Raw genomic sequence first — 21,661 nt, 5'->3', positions numbered from 1 at the left:
TTTCGTGATGTTGTAGGTGGTGAGCGACAGCTCCCGGACGAGACGCGCCGTACCCGGAACGCCAAGACGACGCACGACCCTGTCGGCTCGTCCCGAGGAGTTCCCAGCAATGGCCTGGATCATCATCATCGTCGCCGGTCTGTTCGAGGTCGCCATGGCCTACTCGCTCAAGATGAGCGACGGCCTTTCGCACCTGTGGTGGACCCTGTCCTTCCTCGCCACCGCCGCACTCAGCTTCGGCCTGCTCGCCTACGCGCTCAAGAGCCTGGAGGTCGGCACGGCCTACGCCGTGTGGACGGGCATCGGCGCCGTCGGGACGGCCGCGCTCGGCATGCTCGCGATGGGGGACGAGGTCTCCTTCGCGCGCATCGGCTCGATCGCCCTCATCCTCATCGGCGTCGTCGGCCTCAATCTCGCCGGCTCCCACTGAATTTCCCGTACGGCGGGCGGCAGGAAAACCATTGGCCGCCCGCCGTACGAGCGGGCTACCTTGAACGCGAGTCGAAAGGAGGACAGCCGTGAACACCATGCCGAAGCGAGGCACGCAGCCTGGCCAGGGACCCATGTCACGGCAGGCTTCCGGGTAACCGTCACGACCCCGAGAAGCCGCCAGGGATTTCCCCGGCGGCTTTTTCTTTTCGGCTCGCACAACGATCCACCGGGTGTGGGGCAGCTTGGCCAGCCCGCGTGCCTTGGGAGCACGAGTACCGCAGGTTCGAATCCTGCCACCTGGACGAGGCGATGTAGCTCAGCGGCGGAGCATCCCGCTCATAACGGGAAGGTCGCAGGTTCGACTCCTGCCATCGCTACGGAACACGAGACCCGCCGCAGAGGCCGAACGGGTGAGGCAGCTGGCTTCCAACCAGCAGGACGGGGTTCGAGCCCCCGCTGCGGCTCCACTTCTCAGCGCAGCAACGCCGTCATGTGCTTGATGCGGATGCGGTGCGTGCGCGGTACCGGCTCCAGCACGATCGTGCGGGCCGTCTCCGGCACGTGCCGCAGGTCGTGGGTGATGAGGATCGTCGTGCGGCCGGCCATGAGTCGCTTGAGCGGCTCCATGACGCGCGCGGCGGTGACGGTGTCCAGCCCGGTCATCGGCTCGTCCAGGACGAGCACGGGCGCGTTGCGCAGCAGGGCGCGCGCGATGGCGATGCGCTGGAGCTGTCCGCCCGACAGCAGCCGTCCGCGTTGTCCGAGCAGCGTGTCGTACTTGCCCGGCAGCCGGATGATGAAGTCGTGCGCGTCGGCGAGCTTGGCGGCCTCGACGATCTCGTCGAGGCCGGCGCCTGGCTTGCCATACGCAATGTTCTCGCGCGCGGTCCCCGAGAACAGCATGCTCTCCTGCTGCAGGAGCGTGATGTTGTCGCGCAGGGAGTCGCGGGTGATGTCGCGAATGTCGGTGCCGTCGAGCAGGATCCGGCCGCTGGTGGGCTCGTAGAAGCGCAGCAGCAGCTTTGCCAGGGTCGACTTGCCCGCGCCGCTGGGTCCGGTGATGACGATGAGCTCGCCGGGCTCGGCGGTGAAGGACAGGTCGGCCAGTGCCGGCCTGCTCCTGTTCAGGTAGGTGAAGCCGACATCCTCGAACTCGATCCTGCCCTCGGCGCGGGTCGTCAGAGGCTCGGCGGTGGGCCCGTCGGTGACGCTCGGCTTGGCGTTGAGCACCTCCATGACGCGGTCGGAGCCGGCCAGCGCTTCTGAGATGTTGAGCGCGAGCTGGCCCAGGCCCTGGATCGCCGGATAGAGGTAGGCCAGGTATGCGGCGAAGGCGAGCAGCCCGCCGATGGTGAGGCGGCCCGCGGCTATCTCCCAGGCGCCGAAGCCGAGGATGACGATCATGCAGATGGTCTGCAGCACCTGGACGACAGGGCTGTACAGCCCTGAGAGCACGGCCTGGGACATGTTGGCCCGCAGCCAGCTCATGCCCTGGGTGTGCAGGTGGCCGGCCTCGGTCTCCTGGCGGTTGTAGGCCTGCACCAGGCTCTGGTTGGACAGGCTCTCCTCGATGACGCTGTTCATCAGGCCGTTGCTGAGCCGCTCTCGGCCGGCCGCGACCCTGAACCTGGACGCGAACATCTTGGATACCACCAGGAACGCGGGGACGAGCGCGAAGGTGATCAGTGCCAGGTCCCAGCGGACGAAGAAGGCGGCGCCGGCGAAGACGATCACGGAGATCACCGTGGTGAACGCCCTGACCAGCCCGGAGCCGACCAGTTCCTCGATGGCCTCGATGTCGTCGGTCAGCCTGGCCATCAGGTCGCCCAGGCGCCGGTTGTTGAAGAAGTCGGGCGTGAGGGTCTGCAGGTGCGCGAAGACCCGGTCACGCAGCTTGAGCAGGAACCGCTCGGCGGCGAGCGCGGTGAGATAGGAGCCGCCGAAGGTGACCACTCCGGCCAGGATGGCAAGGCCGAGCCAGGCCAGCGCGGGCGCCCAGAACGCGTTCAGGTCGCCCAGGCTGAGCACCTGGTCGGTGATGACGGCGAACAGGGCGATCGCGGCGACCTCGCACAGCGCGGCCACGATCGCCAGCACACCGCCGACGACGAAGAGCAGGCGGAGTCCGCGGGTGACGGGCCAGAACTCCCTGAAGGCCTTGCGGAGCATGACCGTCGGCGCGAGCTCCACGACGCCCGGCGTCGCCGACATCCTTCCTGCCCTGGCGGCGAAGGAGAGCCGGCGGACAGGCCGCCGGCTCTCGGATGAGGTGTCTACCACCACCATCCTCCCCAGCCGCAGTGGCGCCGGTGGCCCCACCAGCCCCAGCGACGCCAGCGCCGGTGGCCCCAGCCCCAGTTACCCCAGCTCTGCCAGCCGGGGAAGCCGACACGTGCCATGATTCCCCTCCTCATGAGCTAGCTCCCGTCGCGGGAGCACCTACATGCCGACAAATGCGACATTAACACTCAAATCTCTCTACATCCCTGGATATAGGGAGCTTTGGTGAGGCTTTGGTGCGAAGGTCGATCTATCGGCATTTATCCAGTTCAACGAGGTTAAGAAGTGCACGGTTCAACCAGCTCCGATATGAGAGGCGATTCATTACTCGGATGCCGATAAACACACCGTTCCGTGAAGGTGCATTACTTTCCGCATAAAGTCCACATAAGTCGCATTGACGCGGCGCCTGGTCGCGCATGCCACGGCTGGAGCGCGCCGTTACGGCGGGCCACCGTCCCCGACTCGCCGCAAGCGCCGGTCAGGGGCCCTCAGCCGGCGTACGGCGGGCGGCCGGTGGGGCGGCCTGCCGTACGACAGAGGCCGTCTGTGGTTGGGTGGCCGGATGATTGAGATTCACGCTGTGACGATTGACGCCGTCGACCCGTATGCCATCGCGACCTGGTGGAGCGAGGCGATGGGGCTGCCGCTGGGCGAGGGGGACGAGCCGGGCGACGACGAGGTGATGCTGCGCACCGAGGCCGACCCGTTCCTGCTGTTCATCCGCGTGCCCGAGGGCAAGGCGGTGAAGAACCGGGTGCACTTCGATGTCAACAGCGCCGATGGCCGCACCCGCGACGAGGAGGTCGAGCGGCTGCTCAAGATGGGGGCGACCATTCACGACGACCTCCGCAACCCCGACGGCACCGGCTGGGTGACCATGCTCGACCCCGAGGGCAACGAGTTCTGCGTCTGCCGCAGCCAGGCGGAGAAGGGGTTGCCCGAATAATATTCGGTCCGGCAAGCTGGCGGCATGAGCGAGCCGAACGCCACCGCGAGCATCGAGATCGCCGCCCCTGCCGAGCGCGTTTACGACGTGGTCACCGACCTGGCCAACCTCGCGAGCTGGAACGCCGAGTGCCTGAGCGCGCACTGGATCGGCCCCGTCAAGGAGGCCAGGCGGGGCGCCCGCTTCGTGGGCAGCAACCGCAACGGCGGGCGCCGCTGGTCCACCCGGTGCACGGTCACCGAGGCCGAGCCGGGGCGGATCTTCGCCTACCACGTGCGCGCGGCCGGCGTGCTCGACGTGGCCATCTGGCGCTTCGACCTGACGCCGACCGCCGGCGGCTGCCGCGTCGAGCAGAAGACCTGGGACACCCGCGGCGCGTTCATGCGCGTCGTGGGCGCCTGGACGACCAACGTGCCCGACCGCGACACTCACAACGCCGCCAACATGCACAAGACCCTCGAAGGGCTCAAGCGCCTGGTCGAGGCCCGATGAAGGCCGTCGTCTGCACCGAGTACGGCAAGCCGGTCGAAGTCGTGGAGCGGCCCGATCCCGTCGCCGGGGAGGGCCAGGTGGTCATCGACGTCGAGGCGGCGGGCGTCAACTACGTCGACGGGCTGATGGCCAGGGGCGGCTACCAGATCAAGCCGCCGCTGCCGTTCACGCCGGGCTACGAGGTGGCCGGGCGGCTGCCGGACGGGACCAGGGTGCTGGCGATCACCGGGCTGGGCGGGTTCGCCTCGAAGGTCGTGGTGCACCGGGCGCAGGCCGTACCGATTCCCGACAGGCTGGACTCGGCCAGGGCGGCGGCGTTCGCGCAGAGCTACTGCACGGCGCTGTTCGCGCTCAGGGAGCGGGCCGGGCTGCGGCCGGGCGAGCGGGTCCTGGTGCTCGGCGCGGGCGGCGGGGTCGGGCTCGCGGCGGTGCAGGTGGCCAGAGCGCTGGGCGCGGACGTGCTGGCGGCCGCTTCGACGCGGGACAAGCGGGAGCGCGCCCTGCGGGCGGGTGCGAACGAGGCAGTCGGCTACGCGGGGCTGAAGGACGCGGCCAGGGCGTGGGGCGTCGACGTGGCGGTGGATCCGGTGGGCGGCGAGCTGTCGGAGCAGGCGTTGCGGGCACTGCGCGAGCGCGGGCGGCTGCTGGTGGTCGGGTTCGCCTCAGGGGAGATCCCCAGGTTGCCGGCCAACCAGGTGCTGCTGCGCAGCCGGTCGGTCGTGGGCCTGGACTGGGGCGCGTGGTCGATGTCGCACGCGATGGAGAACCGGGCGATGCTCGAAGAGCTCCTCGCGATGCCGGGCATCGATCCGCTGGCGCCGGAGACCAGGCCGCTGGCGGAGGCCGGGCAGGCCATGGACGATCTCATCAACAGGCGGGTCACCGGGAAGATTGTGCTCGTCCCCGCATCGTGATGGTCAGGATGGCAGCGATCACGTAGACCAGCGCGCCGTGCCACAGCGCCTGGAAGGCCGAGCCGAACACGCCCTCGCCGTCCAGCACCAGCTGCACCGGGTAGTCCAGCACCGCGGTGATGCCGGCGGGCAGCAGCGCGAACTTGGCCGGGTGCTGCAGCGACCACAGCCGGGCCTGGCGAGTCACCCGGTCGCCCTCATTGGGCTTGGCCACCGCGCCGATCGCGGCGATCAGGGCGAACAGGCTGATGCCCAGCCCCAGGGCCCACACCAGGTCGGCGGGACCGGGCAGCAGCACGCCAAGGCCGTAGCTGACGGCGGCCACGGCACCACCGCCGATGGCGGCCGCCTTCCACGGGGCGCCGCGCAGGGCGGCGGCGGAAAGGGAGACTTCGTCGCGTCGGGTGATTTCGTTCATGGCCTCAGCGTGCCTCTTCCGACCCCCTGGCCGCATCGGGGATGGACCCTGATTTCTACCCTTACAGCTCGTACTGAACGGCGGCGCGGGTGGCCACGATGGGGCTGATGTGTTCCGCGATCACCGCCCGGTGCAGGGGGTGATCGCGGTACACCAGGTAGTCGTCGACCGAGTCGAAGTCGGCGACCACCGCGAACTCGTAGTTGCCCTGGTTGATGCCCACGTCGTGCCCCACCGTGTAGGCGCGCATCTCGGGGATGAGCCCGGGGAGCTTGCGCAGCTCCGCGGCGACCGTGGCCTTCTGCTCTGCGGTGGCGGCCTCGGTCCAGGTGAACAGCACGACGTGGCGGATCATAGGGTCAGCTTATCGACGTTCGGTCCTCCGTTCACGGACGTGGCCGTGGCTCTGATCTTGTTGACTCCGGCCTGGAGTTGCACGGTGATGGTGGCGGTCTGCCAGGTGTCCCAGTTCGTGGTGCCCGGGAAGTCCTGGTTGACCGCGGTGCCGCCGTTCGCCGTGATCGCCATGGGACGGTTGGTCGTGGTGCCGTTGGAGTAGCGCAGCGTGATCGAGGCGGGTCCCGCGGTCGCCGCGTTGACCGTCCACTCCACGTAGCTGCCGGTCACGTTGTCGTAGTTCACGAACCCCGTGCCCGTGAAGCCCGTGTGGTTGGACTCGACCACGCCCTGCGAGATCGTCGCGTCCTCGGCCTGGTAGTCCGTGGTCGGGGCCTGCGGGTTCACCGCGAGGCTGTCAGCGTTGGGCCCGCCGTTGGCGGTGGTGGCGGTGGCCCTGATCTTGTTGGTGCCCGCCTGGAGCTGGACGGGGATCGTGGCGGTCTGCCAGGTGTCCCAGTTGCCCGTGCCGTTGAAGTCACGATTTATCGCGCTTCCGCCGTTCACAGTGATCGCCATCGGACGGTTGGTGGTCGTCCCGTTGGCGTAGCGGAGCACCAGATTGGCGGGCCCTGCGGTGGCCGCGTTGACGGTCCACTCGACGTAGCTGCCGGTCACGTTGTCGTAGTTCACGAATCCCGTGCCCGTGAAGCCCGTGTGGTTGGACTCGACCACGCCCTGCGAGATCGTGGCGTCCTCCGCCTCGTAGAGCCCTGACCCGGCGTCGGTGGTCGCCGTGACAGGCGCGGAGGCGTCCGAGGAGTTGCCCGCCGCGTCGTGCGCCTTGACCGTGAAGGTGTACGGCGTGGCCGGCGCGAGCCCGGTGACGGTGGCGGCGGTCCCGGTGACCGTGGTGGCCAGGTCGGCGCCGTTGTACACGTCGTACCCGGTCACGCCGACGTTGTCGGTGGAGGCGTCCCACGCCAGCGACACGCTGGAGGACGTCTGCCCGGTGGCGTGCGGGTTCGCGGGCACGGACGGCTTCTCGGTGTCCGGCGGCCCCGTCGGCACGGTGACCGTGGCGGTGTTCCACCCGGACACGCGCACGCTGGGCGTCCCGCTGCCCTGGTAGGTCGCGGTGAGCGTCTTCGACTCGCCTGGCCACAGGGAGATCGCGTTGTCGGACCAGAGCGCCGGCAGCATCGGCTTGCCGGCGGCGTCGACGACGTGGGCGTCGAGCATGAACGCGGGGATCTTGCCGGTGCCCGTGTTCTTGATCGTGACCGAGACCGTGCCCGGGGAGGGCGAGGTCGCGGTGGCCGTGATCGGGGCCTGGGCCAGGCCGTTGAGCCCGGTCAGGTTGGCGTAGGAGGTGGTCGGCACGTAGTACCAGGTGTTGTTGGCCCAGTCGATCACGTCGTCGGAGGTGGACAGGGCGTAGACGTTGCGGTCGATCTCCTCGCCGTTCCTGAGCAGCGACAGCCGTACCAGGTAGGTGGTGGAGAGCCCGGAGATGGCCGGGATGGTGACCGCGGTGGCCTTGCCGCCGTCGGCGGGGGCGGTGACCGTGGCCGTGTTGGTGTACTTGGACGTGCCGTCCGTGTTGAACACGTCGGTCTTGACGGTCAGGCCGGAGGCCGCCTGGGTGCCGGAGTTGACCACGACGACGGACTTGTTGTCGTAGGAGTACTGCACGTGCAGCGGCTTGTTGGCCTCGCGCGCGCCCCAGTAGGAGCCACCCTGGTCGAGGTAGTAGTCGAACAGCTGCCAGTGCAGCGACGACCAGCCGCTGTTGAGCATCCAGTAGACGACGCCGGTGGAGGGGTTGGAGGAGTCGGTGAAGTTGCGGCCGTAGGCCTCGAACTGGGCGCGGACCGCCTCGTACTGGGCCAGCTGCGCCTTCTTCACGTAGTCGGCCAGCCCCGATGGCACGCCGTACCTGCCCCTGAGGGCGTTGTGGTAGATCTTCAGGTTGTTGAACTCGGCGGCCGGGGAGCGGTGGTACTGGGTGGCGCTCGGGCTCTGCCAGAGCGAGTCGATCTGCGCCTGCGTCATCATCCGCTTGAGCGAGTCGAGCGTCGGCACGTCGGGACCCGCGGAGGTCTCGGAGTTGAAGCCGAACGCGCCGCCCTCGCGCTTGTTGTACCAGTAGTTCGGCGGCACCCAGTCGTAGGGCCCGGTCATCTTCATGCCGGAGTTGCCGTCGTCGGAGGCGGCGGTGATGATCGGCAGGTCCCACTCGGCGGCGCTGAGCGCGTCGCGGTAGGTGGTGTCCTTCTGGCCGGTGGGCGGGTTGTCCGAGCCGATCAGGAAGGAGATCACGCTCGGGTGGTTGCGCAGCCGTACGGCTTCGGCCTGCATGGAGGCCTTGGCGATCGGGTAGTCGGCGCTGCCGAAGGAGCCCTCCCACTTGTTGCAGCACTCCCAGCCGGGCATCGTCAGGATGCCGTATCTGTCGGCCAGGTCGTAGAGCTCGTCGGTGTCCAGGTGTCCCTCGATGCGGATCGTGTTGAGCCCGAGGTCACGGACGTAGCGGATCTTGTTCTCGAGGTAGGTCAGGTCCTTGCGCAGGAAGATGTCGGGCGACCAGCCGCCGCCTCGGATCAGCAGGTTCCTGCCGTTGATCTTGTAGAACCGCTTGCCGCTGGCGTTCTTGCCCGACTCGACCTTGCGGATGCCGAACTTCTGCGTCAGCGAGTCGGTCTCCACGCCGCCGACCGTGGCGGACAGGCCCAGGTCGTAGAGCGGCTGGGCGCCCATCGTGTACGGCCACCAGACCTGCGGGTTGGCGATGGTCTGGGTGAAGGTGACGCGCTTGGTCTCGTTGGCGGCCAGCGAGACGTCCTGCTGGAAGGCCAGCGAGCCGATCGTGCCCTTGACCGTGGCGGTGACCGCGCTCGAGGTGCCGTTGCGGACGTCGGCCTTGATCGTGAGGGCGGCGCTGTCCAGGGCGGGGACGTTGAGGTTGGTGATCACGTGCGCGTCGCGGAGCGAGACATCGGCGCTGCGGCGGACCACCACGTCGCGGAAGATGCCCATGTTGTCGTCGCGGGGCAGCTGGACCCAGTCGATCCAGCCGATCGTGAGGTTGGCCTTGGGGTCGTTGGGGTTGACCTTGAAGGCGACCGAGTTCACGCCCGGGTGGACCTGGGCGGTGACGTCCAGCTCGTGGTGGGCGTAGGCGCCGGTGACGGTGTCCACCTTGGTGCCGTTCACCCAGACGTCGGCGCCGGAGATGACGCCGCTGTAGTCGAGGAACGTGCGCAGGCCTGTCTGGCTGTCGAGCGTGAAGTCCGCCCGGTACCACCAGGCCACGTCGAAGTCCGCGGTGGGGATCGAGCTCATGTTGGTGGAGTAGAACGGGTCCTGGTAGACGCCGTTCTGCAGCAGCCCGGCCAGCACGGTCGAGCGCGGCCCGACCGGGTACCAGCCGCTCGCGGCGTAGCCGGGGGTGGAGATCGTGGCGCCGGTGTCCGACACCTTGGCCGATGACTGGATCTTGTAGCCGGGGATCACGATGGGCTGCGTGGCAGCCTTCGCGGCGTTCGTCGAGATCAGCAAGGGAAGCAGCAGGGATAACAGAAGCAGGATGAGCCGGGAACGCGCCATGGTTCCTCGCAAGGCCGCTGGGGGGTTCGTTAGTAAACCTTCTTAACAGCCAAGGCGCATCACGTAAAGAGGGCCCGCGATTCGCGGGCCCTCTCGGCTGCTAACTCCAGGCGAGCATCCTGAGCGGATCCTCCAGCATCGCCCCCACGTCCCGCAGGAACAGCGAGCCCAGTTCGCCGTCCACGATCCGGTGGTCGAACGACAGCGACAGCGTGGTCACCTTCCTGACCGCCAGCTGACCGTCGACCACCCACGGCATGTCCCTGACCTGGCCGAAGGCCAGGATCGCCGACTCGCCGGGGTTCAGTATCGGGGTGCCGGTGTCGACACCGAACACGCCCACGTTGGTGATCGTGATCGTGCCGTGCGCCATGTCGGCGGGCTGCGTCCGTCCCGCTCTGGCGGTGTCGGTCAGCTCGCCCAGCTTCCTCGCCAGCTCGGGCAGGGACAGCTCGTGCGCGTCCTTGATGTTCGGCACGACCAGCCCGCGCGGGGTCGCGGCGGCGATGCCCAGGTTCACGTAGTGCTTGACCACGATCTCCTGGGCGGCCTCGTCCCAGCTCGAGTTGATCATCGGGTAGCGCCTGGCGGCGACCAGCACGGCCTTGGCGACCAGGAGCAGCGGGGAGACCCTGAGCTCCGCGAAGTCCTGCACCGCCTTCAGTCGCTTGACGGCCTCCATCGTCTCGGTCACGTCGATCTGGAGGAACTCGCTGACGTGCGGGGCGGTGAAGGCGCTGGCGACCATGTTCTGGGCGGTCAGCTTGCGGACGCCCTTGATGGGGATCCGCTCTTCTCTCTCCCGTACGGCCGGCGGGGCCGCCACCGGGGCGCCCTCCGCGGCGGCGTGCACGTCATCCCGCGTGATCGACCCCTGAGGGCCCGTACCCGTCAGGGTCCTGAGGTCCACGCCGAGATCCTTGGCGAGCTTCCGCACCGGGGGCTTGGCCAGTACCGCAGCACCCGACACGCCGACGGGTGCCGCAGGGCCGGCCGCCGTACGCGGGGCGCCGGGCTCCGCCGTACCACGTGCCGCCGACCCGGCGCCTGAGGGGGCGCCTCGGGAGGGCGTCGCGCCGCCTTCGGCGGGCGCTTCCGCCACTCCCGCGCTCGGCGCCCTGCTGGGGCCGGTGGGGGTGGTGGATTTGCGGGGGCGGCGTTTGGAGGGGCCTTGTTTGACGCCGTAGCCGACGAGGACGGCCTGGCGTTCCTCCTTGGGGGCGGGGCTGCCGTGGGCGCCGGGCTCGACGGCGCCCTCCGCCGGCGGGCTGGGGACCATGTCGTCGGCGAGCGCCTCGAGGTGGTTCTCGGGGGCGGGAGCCGTACCGTCGGAGGGCTCGTCGATGGCGATGATGGGGACGCCGACGTCGATGGTCTGGCCCTCGTCCGCCATGAGCCCGGCCACCACGCCGTCCCACGGGATCGGCAGCTCGACGATCGACTTGGCGGTTTCGATCTCCACGACGATCTGGTTGACCTTGACCTGGTCGCCGGGCTTGACGTGCCAGCGGACGATCTCCGCCTCCGTCAGGCCCTCGCCCACGTCGGGGAGTTTGAATTCACGTCGCATGTCTCTCCCTCAGAACCCGAACGCCCGGTCGACCGCCTCGAGGACCCTGTCCAGGTCGGGCAGGTAGTAGTCCTCGAGCCTCGACGGCGGGTACGGCGTCGAGGGACCGCCGACCCGCAGCACGGGAGACTCCAGGTGGTAGAAGCACTGCTCGGTGATCCTGGCCGCCAGCTCGGCGCCGAAGCCGCTGTAGACGGGCGCCTCGTGCACGATCACGGCGCGGCCCGTACGCCGGACCGAGTCCATGACCAGCGGGGCGTCGAGCGGGTTGAGCGAGCGCAGGTCGACGATCTCGAGCGAGCGCCCGTCCTCCTGGGCGGCGGTGGCCGCCTCCAGGCAGGTCTTGACCATGGGCCCGTAGGCGATCAGGGTGGCGTCGGTGCCCTGCCGTACGACCTTGGCCTTGTCGAAGGGCGTCCACCAGTCGGTGGAGGTCGTGTCGATGTCGGCCTTCTCCCAGTAGCGGCGCTTGGGCTCGAAGAAGATGACCGGGTCGTCGCTGCGGATCGCCTGCTGGATCATCGTGTAGGCGTCGGCGGGGTTGGAGCAGGCCACCACGCGCAGGCCCGCGGTGTGGGTGAAGTACGACTCGGGCGACTCGCTGTGGTGCTCGACCGCGCCGATGCCGCCACCGCACGGGATGCGGACCACGACGGGCAGCTTGATCGCGCCGAGCGAGCGCATCGGCATCTTGGCAAGCTGCGTGATGATCTGGTCGGCGGCCGGGAAGACGAACCCGTCGAACTGGATCTCGCACACGGGCCGGTAGCCGCGCAGGGCCAGGCCGATCGCGGTGCCGATGATGCCGGACTCGGCCAGCGGGGTGTCGATGACGCGGTCCTCGCCGAAGTCCTTCTGCAGGCCGTCGGTGACGCGGAAGACGCCGCCCAGCTTGCCGACGTCCTCGCCCATGATCAGGACCTTGGAGTCGTCCTCCATGGCCTTGCGCATGCCCTCGTTGAGCGCTTTGGAAAGGCTCAGAACCGTCATGACTCAAAGCCCTCCAGATAGGCGGCATACTGGGCGCGTTCCTCGGCGACGAGCGCGTGCGGCTCGCGGTAGACGTGCTCGAACATGTCGAGCGGGCCCGGGTCGGGCATCTCCAGGCAGCGGCGGCGCAGGTCGGCGCCGAGCTGGTCGGCCTCGGCCTCGACGTCGTCGAAGAAGGCCTGGTCGGCCTGCTCGGTCTTGAACAGGTACGCCTTGACGCGCTCGATCGGGTCCTTCAGCTTCCACGCCTCCAGCTCGCTGGCCACGCGGTAGCGGGTGGGGTCGTCGGTGGTGGTGTGGGCGCCCATGCGGTAGGTGAAGGCCTCGATCAGCATCGGGCCCTGGCCCTCGCGCGCGTTCTTCAGCGCCTGCCGGGTGACGGCGAGGCAGGCGAAGACGTCGTTGCCGTCCACCCGGATGCCAGGGAAGCCGAACCCGGAGGCACGCCGGTAGAGCGGGATGCGCGACTGCTTCTCCAGCGGCTCGGAGATGGCCCACTGGTTGTTCTGGCAGAAGAACACGATCGGGGCGTTGAACACACTCGCCCACACGAACGACTCGTTCACGTCGCCCTGGGAGCTGGCGCCGTCGCCGAAGTAGGCGATCGTGGCCTCGCTGGCCAGGTCGCGCTGCACGCCCATCGCGTAGCCGACCGCGTGCAGCGTCTGGCTGCCGATCACGATCGTGTACAGGTGGAAGTTGTGCTCCTTCGGGTCCCAGCCGCCGTGGTTGACGCCACGGAACAGGCCGAGCAGCTTCACCGGGTCGACGCCGCGACACCAGGCGACACCGTGCTCGCGGTAGGTGGGGAAGGCCATGTCCGCGTCGGTCAGCGCACGGCCGGAACCGATCTGCGCGGCCTCCTGGCCCTGCAGCGAGGCCCAGATGCCGAGCTCGCCGTGCCGCTGGAGCGCCACGGCCTCGAAGTCGATGCGACGGACCAGCGTCATGTCGCGATAGAGCGACCTGACCTCTTCCGATGTCAGGTCGATGTCGTAGTCGGGGTGCTCGACTCGCTCCCCTTCCGGGGTAAGCAGCTGGACGAGCTCCGGAGGTGCGTCTGCAGCACCTAGAGAGGCGTCGACTGTCACTTGCCACTCCTGTGCGGTAGGGGCCGGTGCTGGTGGGGTTGCCACCTTAGGCCAGCCTTACGTGCGTACATCCCAAGTGGTGGTGGTTTGGGAGCACGCGTTTGGAACATCGTGGCAGACCTCACAGTCCTCCGCGCAAGCCCCATGTCCTCCCCGTTCCCTGTGTGATACCGCCGACACCTACCGGCACCGGCACCCCGAGGGTAAAGACCGCCTGGGCACTGCCACCATGTCGGCTGGCACTAGGCTGAGTGACGGTATTAGGCCGCTAGACCAGGAGGACCCAGTGACGCGCGTCATCGTCGACGTCATGCTGAAGCCCGAGATTCTCGACCCGCAGGGGCAGGCCATCGCCCGCGCGCTTCCCCGGCTCGGTTTCTCCGGCGTGTCCGCGGTCCGTCAGGGCAAGCGGTTCGAGGTCGAACTGGACGGGCCCGCCGACGAGGCGGCCCTGGCCGAGGTTCGGAAGATGGCCGAGACGCTGCTGGCCAACACCGTGATCGAGGACTTCACCGTGCGTGTTGAGAGCTAGGTCACATTTTCCTGACTGGAAATCCCCGCGGGTGGTTAAAGGGGAGCTCTCACGTGCCACAATGCAACGGCTGTGCCAACAGTAAATAACAACAACGTGATTTTGCGGTTAGCCCTGATTTCACGGGGAAACCTACTCCAGGTGACATTCCGGCGCCCGGAGGAGTCCGGTGGATATTGAGTTCTCGTTGGCACTGCCTCGGGATGCGATCGGCATTCCGATGGTCAGGCGAGTGCTCGGAGATGCGATGCGCTCGCTCCACGTGAGCGAGACCTGCATCTCCGACCTGCTGCTCGCGGTCTCCGAGGCGTGCTCCAACGCGGTGCGGCACGGGGGTCCTGCCAACCGCTACGAGGTCGCGGCGTCGATCGGCTACGGTCACTGCGACGTCCGCATCACCGACAACGGCGGCGGCGTGCCCGCCATGCCGCAGCACTTCCCGCCCCCGGAGACCGAGAACGGCCGGGGCCTGCTCATCATGCGCTCCGTGGTCGACGAGCTGACCTTCGCCGCCGGCCCCCGTGGCACCACGGTCCACCTGCGCAAGAACCTCGCCTGGGACGACGCTCCGCATCGAGAGCTGGCAGCAGTCTGATTCCTGTTCCGCGCTGTCTGATTCCCGTACGGCAAGGCTGTCTCATTCCTGTACGGCAAGGCCGCCCTTCCGCCAGTCGCCGCACTTCGGCTCGGCCCTGTCCAGGGAGACGCTCCTCCGGCGACACGGGGTTGCACGCCGTTACGCCGCTCCGGAACCCGCATCCCACGGCCCTTGGTCCCCCACCGCACACGGCGCCGCCCTCCGCCGACCCACACCCCGCCGACCCGGCGCCTGAGAACCCTCGGGGGCCGGAACACGGGTGGGCCCCGGAACGCGGGTGGGCGCCGGAACCCGCCTGGGTCTTCTCGCCTGCGCCGGGGGTTCACTGCGCCGGGGTCGGCGAGGAGGCGTACGGCGGTGGTCCGGCGCGCTGTACGGCGGGCAAGGGGAACCGTGGTGCCCGGAGATCGAAGCGCCGTGGCGGCGAGCAACCGTCACCGACTCGCCGGAAGCGCCGGGCGCGGGCCGTCAACCCGCGACGGCGGGCGGCCAGTGGCGGGGGCCTGCCGTACCAGGAGCAAGACCGCTGGATCAGGAGCAAGAAGTGGCCCGTGGGTGAGCAGCGGGGACCAGCAGATATCGTTGGGGGCACCGCCGGGCGATGGGATGCGATCCGGGCGGGATTCCTCGGAGGGGAAAGGGTCATGAGCGCTGCCCGGGTGGGCGTGGTCACGTTTCCAGGGACACTCGACGACCAGGATGCGGCCAGGGCCGTACGGCTCGTGGGGGCCGAGGCGGTGCCCTTGTGGCACGCCGATCACGATCTGAAGGGGGTCGACGCGGTCTTCCTGCCAGGTGGCTTCTCCTATGGCGACTACCTGCGGTGCGGGGCGATCTCGCGGTTCGCGCCGCTGATGGAGGAGCTGGTCCCGGCGGCGCGGGCGGGGCTGCCCGTGCTGGGGACGTGCAACGGTTTCCAGATCCTGTGCGAGGCGCACCTGCTGCCCGGCGCGCTGACGCGCAACGGCTCGCTGCACTACGTCTGCCGTGACCAGCGGATCCGGGTGGATTCGACGGACACGCCGTGGACGAGCGACTTCGCGGTCGGCCAGGAGATCGTGCTGCCGATCAAGCACGGCGAGGGCCGCTACGTGGCCGACGACGACACGCTCGCCGCGCTGGAGTCCAACGGGCAGGTGGTCTTCCGCTATCTGGACGGCAACCCGAACGGCTCGCTGAACGACATCGCGGGCATCTCGAACGAGGCGGGCAACATCGTCGGCCTCATGCCGCACCCGGAGCATGCCGTCGAGGACCTCGTCGGTGCGCCTTCGACCGATGGCCGCGGTTTCTTCACCTCCATTCTCAGGAAGCTGGTGAACACGTGAGCGAGCGCAGCGAGCGAACCATCAAACACAGCACCGACAACGTCAAGCTGGCGACGGAGTCGCCAAACGAGAAGATGCCGTTCGCCGAGCTCGGGATGAAGCAGGACGAGTACGACCGGGTCAAGGAGATCCTCGGGCGCCGTCCGACCGGCTCGGAGCTGGCCATCTACAGCGTCATGTGGTCCGAGCACTGCTCCTACAAGTCTTCCAAGGTCCATCTGCGCCAGTTCGGCACCAAGGCGCCGAAGTCCGAGGCCCTGCTCGTGGGCATGGGCGAGAACGCCGGCGTGGTGGACATCGGCGACGGCTGGGCCGCCACGTTCAAGATCGAGTCGCACAACCACCCGTCGTACGTCGAGCCGCACCAGGGCGCGGCCACCGGCGTGGGCGGCATCGTGCGCGACATCATGTCGATGGGCGCCCGCCCGATCGCCGTCATGGACGCGCTGCGCTTCGGCGGGGCCCGCCAGGACGACACCAAGCGGGTGCTGCCCGGCGTGGTCGAGGGCATCTCGTCCTACGGCAACTGCCTGGGGCTGCCCAACATCGGCGGCGAGGTCGTCTTCGACCCCTGCTACATCGGCAACCCGCTGGTCAATGCGCTCTGCGTGGGCCTGCTGCGCAAGGACCAGATCAAGCTGGCCACCGCTCCTGGGCCCGGCAACAAGGTGGTGCTCTTCGGCGCCTCCACCGGCCCTGACGGCATCGGCGGGGCGTCGGTGCTGGCCTCGGCCACCTTCGAGGACGAGTCGCACGCCAAGCGGCCCGCCGTACAGGTGGGCGACCCGTTCATGGAGAAGCTGCTCATCGAGTGCTGCCTGGAGCTGTACGCGGCCGACGTGGTCGTGGGCATCCAGGACCTGGGCGCGGCCGGGGTGTCGTGCGCGACCACGGAGCTGGCCGCCAAGGGCACCGGCGGCATGAGCGTCGACCTCAACCTGGTCCCGCTGCGCGACCCCTCGCTCACGCCTGAGGAGATCCTCATGAGCGAGTCGCAGGAGCGCATGATGGCGGTCGTCCGGCCGTCCGACATCTCCGCCTTCATGGACATCTGCAGGAAGTGGGATGTCCCGGCGACCGTGATCGGCGAGGTGACCGACACCGGCCGGCTGGTGATGACGTGGAACGGCGAGACGATCGTCGACATCCCGCCGGGCACCGCCGCCGACGAGGGCCCCGTCTACGAGCGCCCGTACCACGAGCCGGTCGGCCAGGCCGCGCTGAACGCCGACACTCCGGACAAGCTCGACCGTCCCGTCGACCTGCGCGGCACGCTGCTCGAACTGCTCGGCTCGCCCAACCTTGCTTCCAAGGAGTGGGTGACCTCGCAGTACGACCGTTATGTCCGCTCCAACACCGTGCTGGCCCAGCCTGCCGACGCGGGCATGGTGCGGATCTCCGAGGTCATGGCCGGGGCCGAGCCCACGACCAGGGGCATCGCGCTGGCCACCGACGGCAACGGCCGCTACGCCAGGCTCGACCCGTACGCCGGGGCGCAGCTGGCGCTGGCCGAGGCCTACCGGAACGTGGCCGTCACCGGCGCCGAGCCGCTGGCGGTGACCAACTGCCTCAACTTCGGCTCGCCGGAGGACCCCGAGGTGATGTGGCAGTTCGCCGAGGCCGTGCGCGGCCTGGCCGACGCCTGCCGCACGCTGGGCGTCCCGGTGACCGGCGGCAACGTGTCCTTCTACAACCAGACCGGCTCGACGGCGATCCACCCGACCCCGGTGGTCGGCGTGCTCGGGGTCATCGAGGACGTCTCGAAGCGGGTCAAGTCCGGATTTGTCGCCCCGGACCTGAAGGTGGTCCTGCTGGGCGAGACGAAGAACGAGTTCGGCGGCTCGGAGTGGGCGCACGTGGCCCACGGCCACCTCGGCGGCCTGCCGCCCGAGGCCGACCTGGAGGCCGAGCGCGCGCTGGCCACGGTCCTGGTGGAGGCGGCCAGGCTGGGGCTGCTCGAGGGCTCGCACGACCTGTCCGACGGCGGCCTGGCGATCGCGCTGTCCGAGTCGTGCCTGGCTCAGGGGGTGGGCGCGCGCGTCTCGCTCAGCGGCGACGCGTTCACCGACCTGTTCAGCGAGTCGGCGGCCAGGGCGCTGGTGACGGTCAAGCCGGAGGCTTTCGACGAGCTCGCCGCGCTGTGCGCCCGCCACGAGGTGCCCTGCTACGGCCTGGGCACCACGGGCGGCGACGCGCTGGTCGTCCAGGACGTCCTGGAGGTCCCGGTGGCCGAGCTCCGCGCCACCCACCAGGGCACGCTGCCGGCCATCTTCGGCTGATTCGTCGGGGGCGGGTACGCGGGTACCCGCCCCCTCTCATGTCTCAGGCCTTGCCGAGGCAGACCACGTAGGCGGTGCCGCTCACGCTGGCGCCGTTGCTGGAAAGGTTGTTGCCGCCGCCGTTGTCGTCCTTGGCCACAGTGACGGTCCACCCGGTGCCGGCGCCGTTCGGCGCGCTGCCCATGACGACGGCGTTCTTGAGCGTGGTGAAGCTGAAGCCACCGCCGGAGGCGACGTCGCCGCTCTTGCAGGAGGCGGTCACCGAGCCCACGCCACTCAGGGAAGCGAACTTCACGTACGTGCTGGCCGCGCCGCCCGGGTCACCCTTGGGACCCTGCGGCCCGGCGGGACCGGTGTCGCCCTTCGGCCCTTCCGGACCAGTCTTGCCTGTCTCGCCCTTGGACCCCTGAGGTCCAGCCGGACCGGTGTCGCCCTTCGGCCCGTCCCCACCCGTCTTGCCCGCGGGACCTGCCGGGCCGGTCTCGCCCTTGGGCCCCTGCGGGCCGGCGGGACCGGTGTCACCCTTCGGGCCTTCCGCGCCCGGCTTGCCCTGCGCGCCCTGCTCCCCCGGCTTGCCCTGCGGGCCCGCCGGTCCGGCAGGTCCGGTCTCGCCCTTCGGGCCCTGCGCGCCCGGCTTGCCCTGCTGACCCTGGGGCCCGGCGGGACCCATCTCGCCCTTCGGACCCGCGGGGCCCTGGTCTCCCCTGGGCCCGGCCGTGACGGCGGTCTGGGTCTGGCCCCCGCCGCCGCCGATCAGCACCCGCTCCTCGGTCTTCCTGCACGGGGTGGTCGGGTTGACGATGCGCGCGTACCGGGTCTTCTTGTGTACGCAGGCATGCACCTCACCGCCGGCCGACGATGCGGTGGCGACCCCACCGACGGTGAGCAGCGCGGCGGCCAGCGCCCCGACAGTGGCCAGGGTGAGCGTGCGCCCACCACGAACCTTGATAGCCACGGCTTTCCTTCCACGAAACCTCTGGTGCTCATGTTGAGCAAGAGGTTCACGTTTCAAACGTTCCAGCGGTTGGCAGTGGTGACATAACGCATTTGTCACGATGCACAGGGTGACAGGCCGGGTTGACGTTACTTGACGGGTCAAGAAGATTCGCACTGAGTAAAAGGACGCATTGGCTGGAGGGGCGCCCGATGGATAATCGAGGGCGTGTCCGCTCCCTACCTGCCCCCAGCCACGCAGCCGGTGCGGGGCGTGGTCTGGGCGATCCACCTGATCCTGCCCATGCTCGGGCTCTGGCTGCTGCTGGCCAACGACCAGCTGAACATCCCCTGGCAGCACAACCCCAGCCACTTCTGGATGATCGTCACGGTCGCCGGGCTGAACGTCGTGCTCGGCACGCTGATCAGCGAGGCCTCCCGCAGGCGCCACGACGCCCGGCTCTGGCTGGTCTCGATGGTCTTCCTGACCAGCGCCGGCTTCTTCTTCCTGCACGGTCTGGCCACGCCGAAGATCCTCCTGCCCACGGGGTCGCTCGGCTTCGACATCGGCCAGCAGGTGGGGCTGACGATCGCGGCGGTGTTCGCGTTCGCCTCCGCGCTGCCGCTGGGTGAGAAGGCAGCGCGAGCCGTACTGGACTCCCAGCATCTGGTGCGCGGGATCCTGTTCGGGTTCCTGGTGCTGTGGGGGGTCGCCTCGCTGGTGCCGGACCTGACGCCGCTCAGCCGGCCGCCGCTGGCCACGCCGGTCGACTGGCTGGCGTGGCTGTCCATCCCCGGGCTCGCGCTGTACGGGGCGGGCAGCGTGATGATGTTCCTGCTGCACCGGCGGCGGCCCTCGGCGATGCTGATCAGCCTGATCACCGCCTACGCGCTGCTGGCCGAGGCCATGATCGCGGGGATGTCGCAGCTCAACTGGCACCTGTCGTGGTGGGAGTGGCACCTGCTGCTGACGCTGGCCTTCGTGTTCGTGGCCTACAGCGCCTACCTGCAGTTCAGGCGCGAGGGCTCGAGCGCGGGGCTGTTCGACTCGGTCGCGCTCTCGGCGACCGTACGCCGCATCAGGCAGGACTACGAGCGCGCGCTCGAGGAGCTGGTCGAGCACGTACGGCGGGGCGAGCCGCTGGCCGCCACCCGCCTGTCGGGCAAGTTCCGGCTCAACGAGGGCCAGAGCGCGGTCCTGGACAGCGCGGGCAGGGCCCTGGCCAACGAGCGCGAGCTGTCGCAGCGCCTGGCCGCCCTGGTGGACGTCAGCGCGCAGACACGCGTCGGCCTGGCCGAGAACGAGCTGCTCGCCACGGCTCTCGAGCGCGTACGGCAGGCCTACGGAGACGTGAAGATCGGGCTGGTGTCGGAGGGCAGGACGCACATCGGCTCGCGCGAGTACGCCTTCGACGGCGACGCCCCGATCCGGCGCGGCAACCTGGTGGCCTTCCCGCTCACCGTCAAGGGACATCTGGCGGGCGCCCTGGAGGTGCCGGTCGGCGGCACCACCCAGGACGAGGCGCTGGCCGCGACGCTGGCCGGGCAGCTGTCGATCTCGCTGGAGAACGCCCGCCTCTACCAGGAGCTGGAGACGCTCTTCCGGCAGTACATGTCGCCCGACGTGGCCAGCGCGCTGCTCGCCGACCCCGCGCAGGCCGCGCTCGGCGGCGAGCTGAAGGTGCTGACGGCGCTGTTCGCCGACCTCAAGGGGTTCACCACGTTCTCGGAGAAGGTCGCGCCGGGCGAGATCGTGGAGATGCTCAACCGCTACCACACCGCCGCGGTGCCGTGCATCCTCCAGGAAAAGGGGACGATCGTGCAGTTCGTCGGCGACGCGCTGCTCGCGCTGTTCAACGCGCCCGCCTCCCAGGACGACCACGCCGCGGCCGCCTGCCGGGCTGCGCTGGCCATGCAGCGGGCCGCCGCCGAGGTGGCCGAGGAGGTGTCCTGGCAGCGCACCGACTCGGTGGCCTGGCCGACCTTCCGCGTGGGCGTGAACACCGGGCTCGCCCTGGTCGGCAACATCGGCAGCCCCGAGCTGCGCGGCTTCAACGCCATGGGCGACTGCGTGAACGTGGCCGCCAGGCTCCAGGCCATGGCCGAGCCGGGCACGGTGGTGATCGGCTCGGACACGCTGAAGCAGCTGGACGGCGGTGTCACGGTCACACCCTTGGGGAAGCTGAGTCTGAAGGGAAAACAAGAGCGGGTCGACGCGTACGTGCTGACCGCGATGTAATCGGCTCATGAATCCAGAGCCAGGTGAGTTCCTCTCCTTGCTGACGGAAGACGAGATCGCGGCGCTGCGCGCGGCGGGACGACCCCGGCGATGGGATCGCGGGACGACCGTGATGACGGAGGGTGACACCTCCGACTGGGTGCTCGCGCTGACCGAGGGCCGGGTGAAGGTCTCCTCGCACACCTCGAGCGGCACCGAGGTGGTGCTGGCGGTGCGCGGGCCCGGCGGGCTGATCGGCGAGTTCTCGGCGATCGACGGCTCCCCGCGCTCGGCCACGGTCACCGCGCTCGAGCCGATCGCGGGCATCGTGGTGCCGGAGTTCGCCGCCTTCCTGCAGGCTCACGGGCGGATCGCGGTGCTGCTCATGCAGCTGATCACCGGGAAGATCCGCGACGCCGACCGCAAGCGGATCGAGTACGGCGCCTTCGACACCACGGGCCGGGTGGCGACCCGGCTGATCGAGCTGGCAGAGCGGTACGGCGAGAAGACCAACGGCGGGCTGCGGGTGGCGCTGCCGCTGTCGCAGGACGAGCTGGCCGGATGGACCGGCGCCTCGCGCGAGGCCGTGAGCAAGGCGCTGCGCACGCTGCGTGACCGCGGGCTGATCGAGACCGGGCGGCGCCGGGTGGTGATCCACGACCTGGAGGGGCTGCGTAAGCGCGCCAGATAGC

The 21,661-nt window shown here is 69.2% G+C and carries 19 protein-coding genes, 3 tRNA genes and 1 riboswitch; of the genes, 13 read left to right on the top strand and 9 right to left on the bottom strand.

Annotation, left to right across the window (positions count from 1 at the left end; genetic code table 11):
• The first annotated feature begins 11 nt into the window (after nt 1-11).
• Nucleotides 12-76, top strand: a riboswitch (guanidine-III (ykkC-III) riboswitch).
• A 33-nt stretch (nt 77-109) separates the two neighbouring features.
• The 4 genes from KIK09_RS56170 to KIK09_RS56155 all read left to right on the top strand — a co-directional run bounded on the left by KIK09_RS56170 (nt 110) and on the right by KIK09_RS56155 (nt 899).
• Nucleotides 110-430 (top strand): DMT family transporter, encoded by a 321-nt coding sequence (locus KIK09_RS56170; protein ID WP_214327772.1) that lies wholly within the window; start codon nt 110-112, stop codon nt 428-430.
• Nucleotides 431-658: 228 nt separating this feature from the next.
• Nucleotides 659-734, top strand: a tRNA-Pro gene (locus KIK09_RS56165).
• 3 nt (nt 735-737) lie between these two features.
• A tRNA-Met gene (locus tag KIK09_RS56160) sits at nt 738-809 on the top strand.
• Between the two features lie 15 nt (nt 810-824).
• Nucleotides 825-899 (top strand) — tRNA-Gly (locus KIK09_RS56155).
• 4 nt (nt 900-903) lie between these two features.
• On the opposite strand, the gene KIK09_RS56150 is transcribed toward KIK09_RS56155, so the two are convergent.
• Nucleotides 904-2,643 (bottom strand): ABC transporter ATP-binding protein, encoded by a 1,740-nt coding sequence (locus KIK09_RS56150; protein ID WP_250575429.1) that lies wholly within the window; start codon nt 2,641-2,643, stop codon nt 904-906.
• 62 nt (nt 2,644-2,705) lie between these two features.
• Nucleotides 2,706-2,831 carry a hypothetical protein gene (locus tag KIK09_RS59825; protein WP_275956615.1) on the bottom strand — a complete coding sequence of 42 codons (126 nt, stop codon included), beginning with the start codon at nt 2,829-2,831 and terminating at the stop codon, nt 2,706-2,708.
• A 464-nt stretch (nt 2,832-3,295) separates the two neighbouring features.
• On the opposite strand from KIK09_RS59825, the gene KIK09_RS56145 reads away from it, so the two are divergent.
• From KIK09_RS56145 to KIK09_RS56135, 3 genes are read left to right on the top strand one after another with little or no spacing between them, the layout of a single operon-like run.
• A complete protein-coding gene (locus KIK09_RS56145) occupies nt 3,296-3,661 on the top strand; it encodes a VOC family protein (RefSeq protein WP_308164874.1) in 366 nt (121 codons plus the stop codon).
• 24 nt (nt 3,662-3,685) lie between these two features.
• A complete protein-coding gene (locus KIK09_RS56140; protein WP_214327769.1) occupies nt 3,686-4,153 on the top strand; it encodes an SRPBCC family protein in 468 nt (155 codons plus the stop codon).
• Nucleotides 4,150-5,067, top strand: coding sequence for an NADPH:quinone oxidoreductase family protein (locus tag KIK09_RS56135; RefSeq protein ID WP_214327768.1), 918 nt, complete (start codon nt 4,150-4,152; stop codon nt 5,065-5,067). Before KIK09_RS56140 ends, KIK09_RS56135 begins: the two co-directional genes overlap by 4 nt.
• Here the strand turns inward: KIK09_RS56135 and KIK09_RS56130 are convergent.
• The 6 genes from KIK09_RS56130 to pdhA form a co-directional block, all read right to left on the bottom strand.
• The gene (locus tag KIK09_RS56130; protein WP_214327767.1) at nt 5,033-5,485 is read right to left on the bottom strand and encodes a hypothetical protein; all 453 of its coding nucleotides are present in this window, start codon (nt 5,483-5,485) and stop codon (nt 5,033-5,035) included. The two genes, KIK09_RS56135 and KIK09_RS56130, sit on opposite strands and share 35 nt — an antisense overlap.
• A 61-nt stretch (nt 5,486-5,546) precedes the next feature.
• Nucleotides 5,547-5,840: a Dabb family protein gene (locus KIK09_RS56125; RefSeq protein ID WP_214327766.1), complete on the bottom strand. Its 294-nt coding sequence runs from the start codon at nt 5,838-5,840 to the stop codon at nt 5,547-5,549.
• Nucleotides 5,837-9,430 carry a glycosyl hydrolase 2 galactose-binding domain-containing protein gene (locus KIK09_RS56120; RefSeq protein WP_214327765.1) on the bottom strand — a complete coding sequence of 1,198 codons (3,594 nt, stop codon included), beginning with the start codon at nt 9,428-9,430 and terminating at the stop codon, nt 5,837-5,839. Before KIK09_RS56120 ends, KIK09_RS56125 begins: the two co-directional genes overlap by 4 nt.
• Before the next feature lie 100 nt (nt 9,431-9,530).
• The gene (locus KIK09_RS56115) at nt 9,531-11,000 is read right to left on the bottom strand and encodes a dihydrolipoamide acetyltransferase family protein (RefSeq protein ID WP_214327764.1); all 1,470 of its coding nucleotides are present in this window, start codon (nt 10,998-11,000) and stop codon (nt 9,531-9,533) included.
• Between the two features lie 9 nt (nt 11,001-11,009).
• Nucleotides 11,010-11,990, bottom strand: a complete 981-nt coding sequence (locus tag KIK09_RS56110) for an alpha-ketoacid dehydrogenase subunit beta (RefSeq protein WP_214327763.1) — start codon at nt 11,988-11,990, stop codon at nt 11,010-11,012.
• Nucleotides 11,987-13,081, bottom strand: a complete 1,095-nt coding sequence (gene pdhA, locus KIK09_RS56105; RefSeq protein ID WP_214327762.1) for a pyruvate dehydrogenase (acetyl-transferring) E1 component subunit alpha — start codon at nt 13,079-13,081, stop codon at nt 11,987-11,989. Before pdhA ends, KIK09_RS56110 begins: the two co-directional genes overlap by 4 nt.
• A gap of 286 nt (nt 13,082-13,367) precedes the next feature.
• Here pdhA and purS point away from each other — a divergent pair, with 286 nt between their 5' ends.
• The 4 genes from purS to purL all read left to right on the top strand — a co-directional run bounded on the left by purS (nt 13,368) and on the right by purL (nt 17,818).
• The gene (gene purS / locus KIK09_RS56100; protein ID WP_214327761.1) at nt 13,368-13,613 is read left to right on the top strand and encodes a phosphoribosylformylglycinamidine synthase subunit PurS; all 246 of its coding nucleotides are present in this window, start codon (nt 13,368-13,370) and stop codon (nt 13,611-13,613) included.
• Nucleotides 13,614-13,833: 220 nt separating this feature from the next.
• Nucleotides 13,834-14,208, top strand: a complete 375-nt coding sequence (locus KIK09_RS56095; protein WP_214327786.1) for an ATP-binding protein — start codon at nt 13,834-13,836, stop codon at nt 14,206-14,208.
• A 647-nt stretch (nt 14,209-14,855) separates the two neighbouring features.
• Entirely contained in the window at nt 14,856-15,539 is a 684-nt protein-coding gene (purQ, locus tag KIK09_RS56090) for a phosphoribosylformylglycinamidine synthase subunit PurQ (RefSeq protein ID WP_214327760.1), read from the top strand.
• Nucleotides 15,540-15,613: 74 nt separating this feature from the next.
• On the top strand, nt 15,614-17,818 hold the full coding sequence (gene purL, locus KIK09_RS56085) for a phosphoribosylformylglycinamidine synthase subunit PurL (protein WP_214327785.1): 2,205 nt from the start codon (nt 15,614-15,616) through the stop codon (nt 17,816-17,818).
• A 43-nt stretch (nt 17,819-17,861) separates the two neighbouring features.
• Here purL and KIK09_RS56080 read toward each other — a convergent pair whose 3' ends face one another.
• Nucleotides 17,862-18,773: a collagen-like domain-containing protein gene (locus KIK09_RS56080; protein WP_214327759.1), complete on the bottom strand. Its 912-nt coding sequence runs from the start codon at nt 18,771-18,773 to the stop codon at nt 17,862-17,864.
• A gap of 207 nt (nt 18,774-18,980) precedes the next feature.
• Between KIK09_RS56080 and KIK09_RS56075 the strand changes: the two genes are divergently transcribed.
• Complete coding sequence (locus KIK09_RS56075) at nt 18,981-20,990, top strand: adenylate/guanylate cyclase domain-containing protein (protein WP_308164873.1); 2,010 nt, start codon at nt 18,981-18,983, stop codon at nt 20,988-20,990.
• 7 nt (nt 20,991-20,997) lie between these two features.
• Nucleotides 20,998-21,660, top strand: coding sequence for a Crp/Fnr family transcriptional regulator (locus KIK09_RS56070; RefSeq protein ID WP_214327758.1), 663 nt, complete (start codon nt 20,998-21,000; stop codon nt 21,658-21,660).
• Nucleotide 21,661: the final 1 nt, after the last annotated feature.

Origin of the sequence: Nonomuraea sediminis (assembly GCF_018531495.1) — a bacterium.
Taxonomy (GTDB): Bacteria; Actinomycetota; Actinomycetes; order Streptosporangiales; family Streptosporangiaceae; genus Nonomuraea; species Nonomuraea sediminis.
This window is presented reverse-complemented; position numbering and strand designations above follow the sequence as displayed.

Excerpts from the sequence above, each read along its gene's own strand:
- KIK09_RS56170 (WP_214327772.1), top strand. The coding sequence starts at position 110 with ATGGCCTGGATCATCATCATCGTCGCCGGTCTGTTCGAGGTCGCCATG.
- KIK09_RS56150 (WP_250575429.1), bottom strand. The coding sequence starts at position 2,643 with ATGTCGGCGACGCCGGGCGTCGTGGAGCTCGCGCCGACGGTCATGCTC.
- KIK09_RS59825 (WP_275956615.1), bottom strand. The coding sequence starts at position 2,831 with ATGGCACGTGTCGGCTTCCCCGGCTGGCAGAGCTGGGGTAACTGGGGC.
- KIK09_RS56140 (WP_214327769.1), top strand. The coding sequence starts at position 3,686 with ATGAGCGAGCCGAACGCCACCGCGAGCATCGAGATCGCCGCCCCTGCC.
- KIK09_RS56135 (WP_214327768.1), top strand. The coding sequence starts at position 4,150 with ATGAAGGCCGTCGTCTGCACCGAGTACGGCAAGCCGGTCGAAGTCGTG.
- KIK09_RS56130 (WP_214327767.1), bottom strand. The coding sequence starts at position 5,485 with ATGAACGAAATCACCCGACGCGACGAAGTCTCCCTTTCCGCCGCCGCC.
- KIK09_RS56125 (WP_214327766.1), bottom strand. The coding sequence starts at position 5,840 with ATGATCCGCCACGTCGTGCTGTTCACCTGGACCGAGGCCGCCACCGCA.
- KIK09_RS56120 (WP_214327765.1), bottom strand. The coding sequence starts at position 9,430 with ATGGCGCGTTCCCGGCTCATCCTGCTTCTGTTATCCCTGCTGCTTCCC.
- KIK09_RS56115 (WP_214327764.1), bottom strand. The coding sequence starts at position 11,000 with ATGCGACGTGAATTCAAACTCCCCGACGTGGGCGAGGGCCTGACGGAG.
- KIK09_RS56110 (WP_214327763.1), bottom strand. The coding sequence starts at position 11,990 with ATGACGGTTCTGAGCCTTTCCAAAGCGCTCAACGAGGGCATGCGCAAG.
- KIK09_RS56095 (WP_214327786.1), top strand. The coding sequence starts at position 13,834 with ATGGTCAGGCGAGTGCTCGGAGATGCGATGCGCTCGCTCCACGTGAGC.
- purQ (WP_214327760.1), top strand. The coding sequence starts at position 14,856 with ATGAGCGCTGCCCGGGTGGGCGTGGTCACGTTTCCAGGGACACTCGAC.
- purL (WP_214327785.1), top strand. The coding sequence starts at position 15,614 with ATGCCGTTCGCCGAGCTCGGGATGAAGCAGGACGAGTACGACCGGGTC.
- KIK09_RS56070 (WP_214327758.1), top strand. The coding sequence starts at position 20,998 with ATGAATCCAGAGCCAGGTGAGTTCCTCTCCTTGCTGACGGAAGACGAG.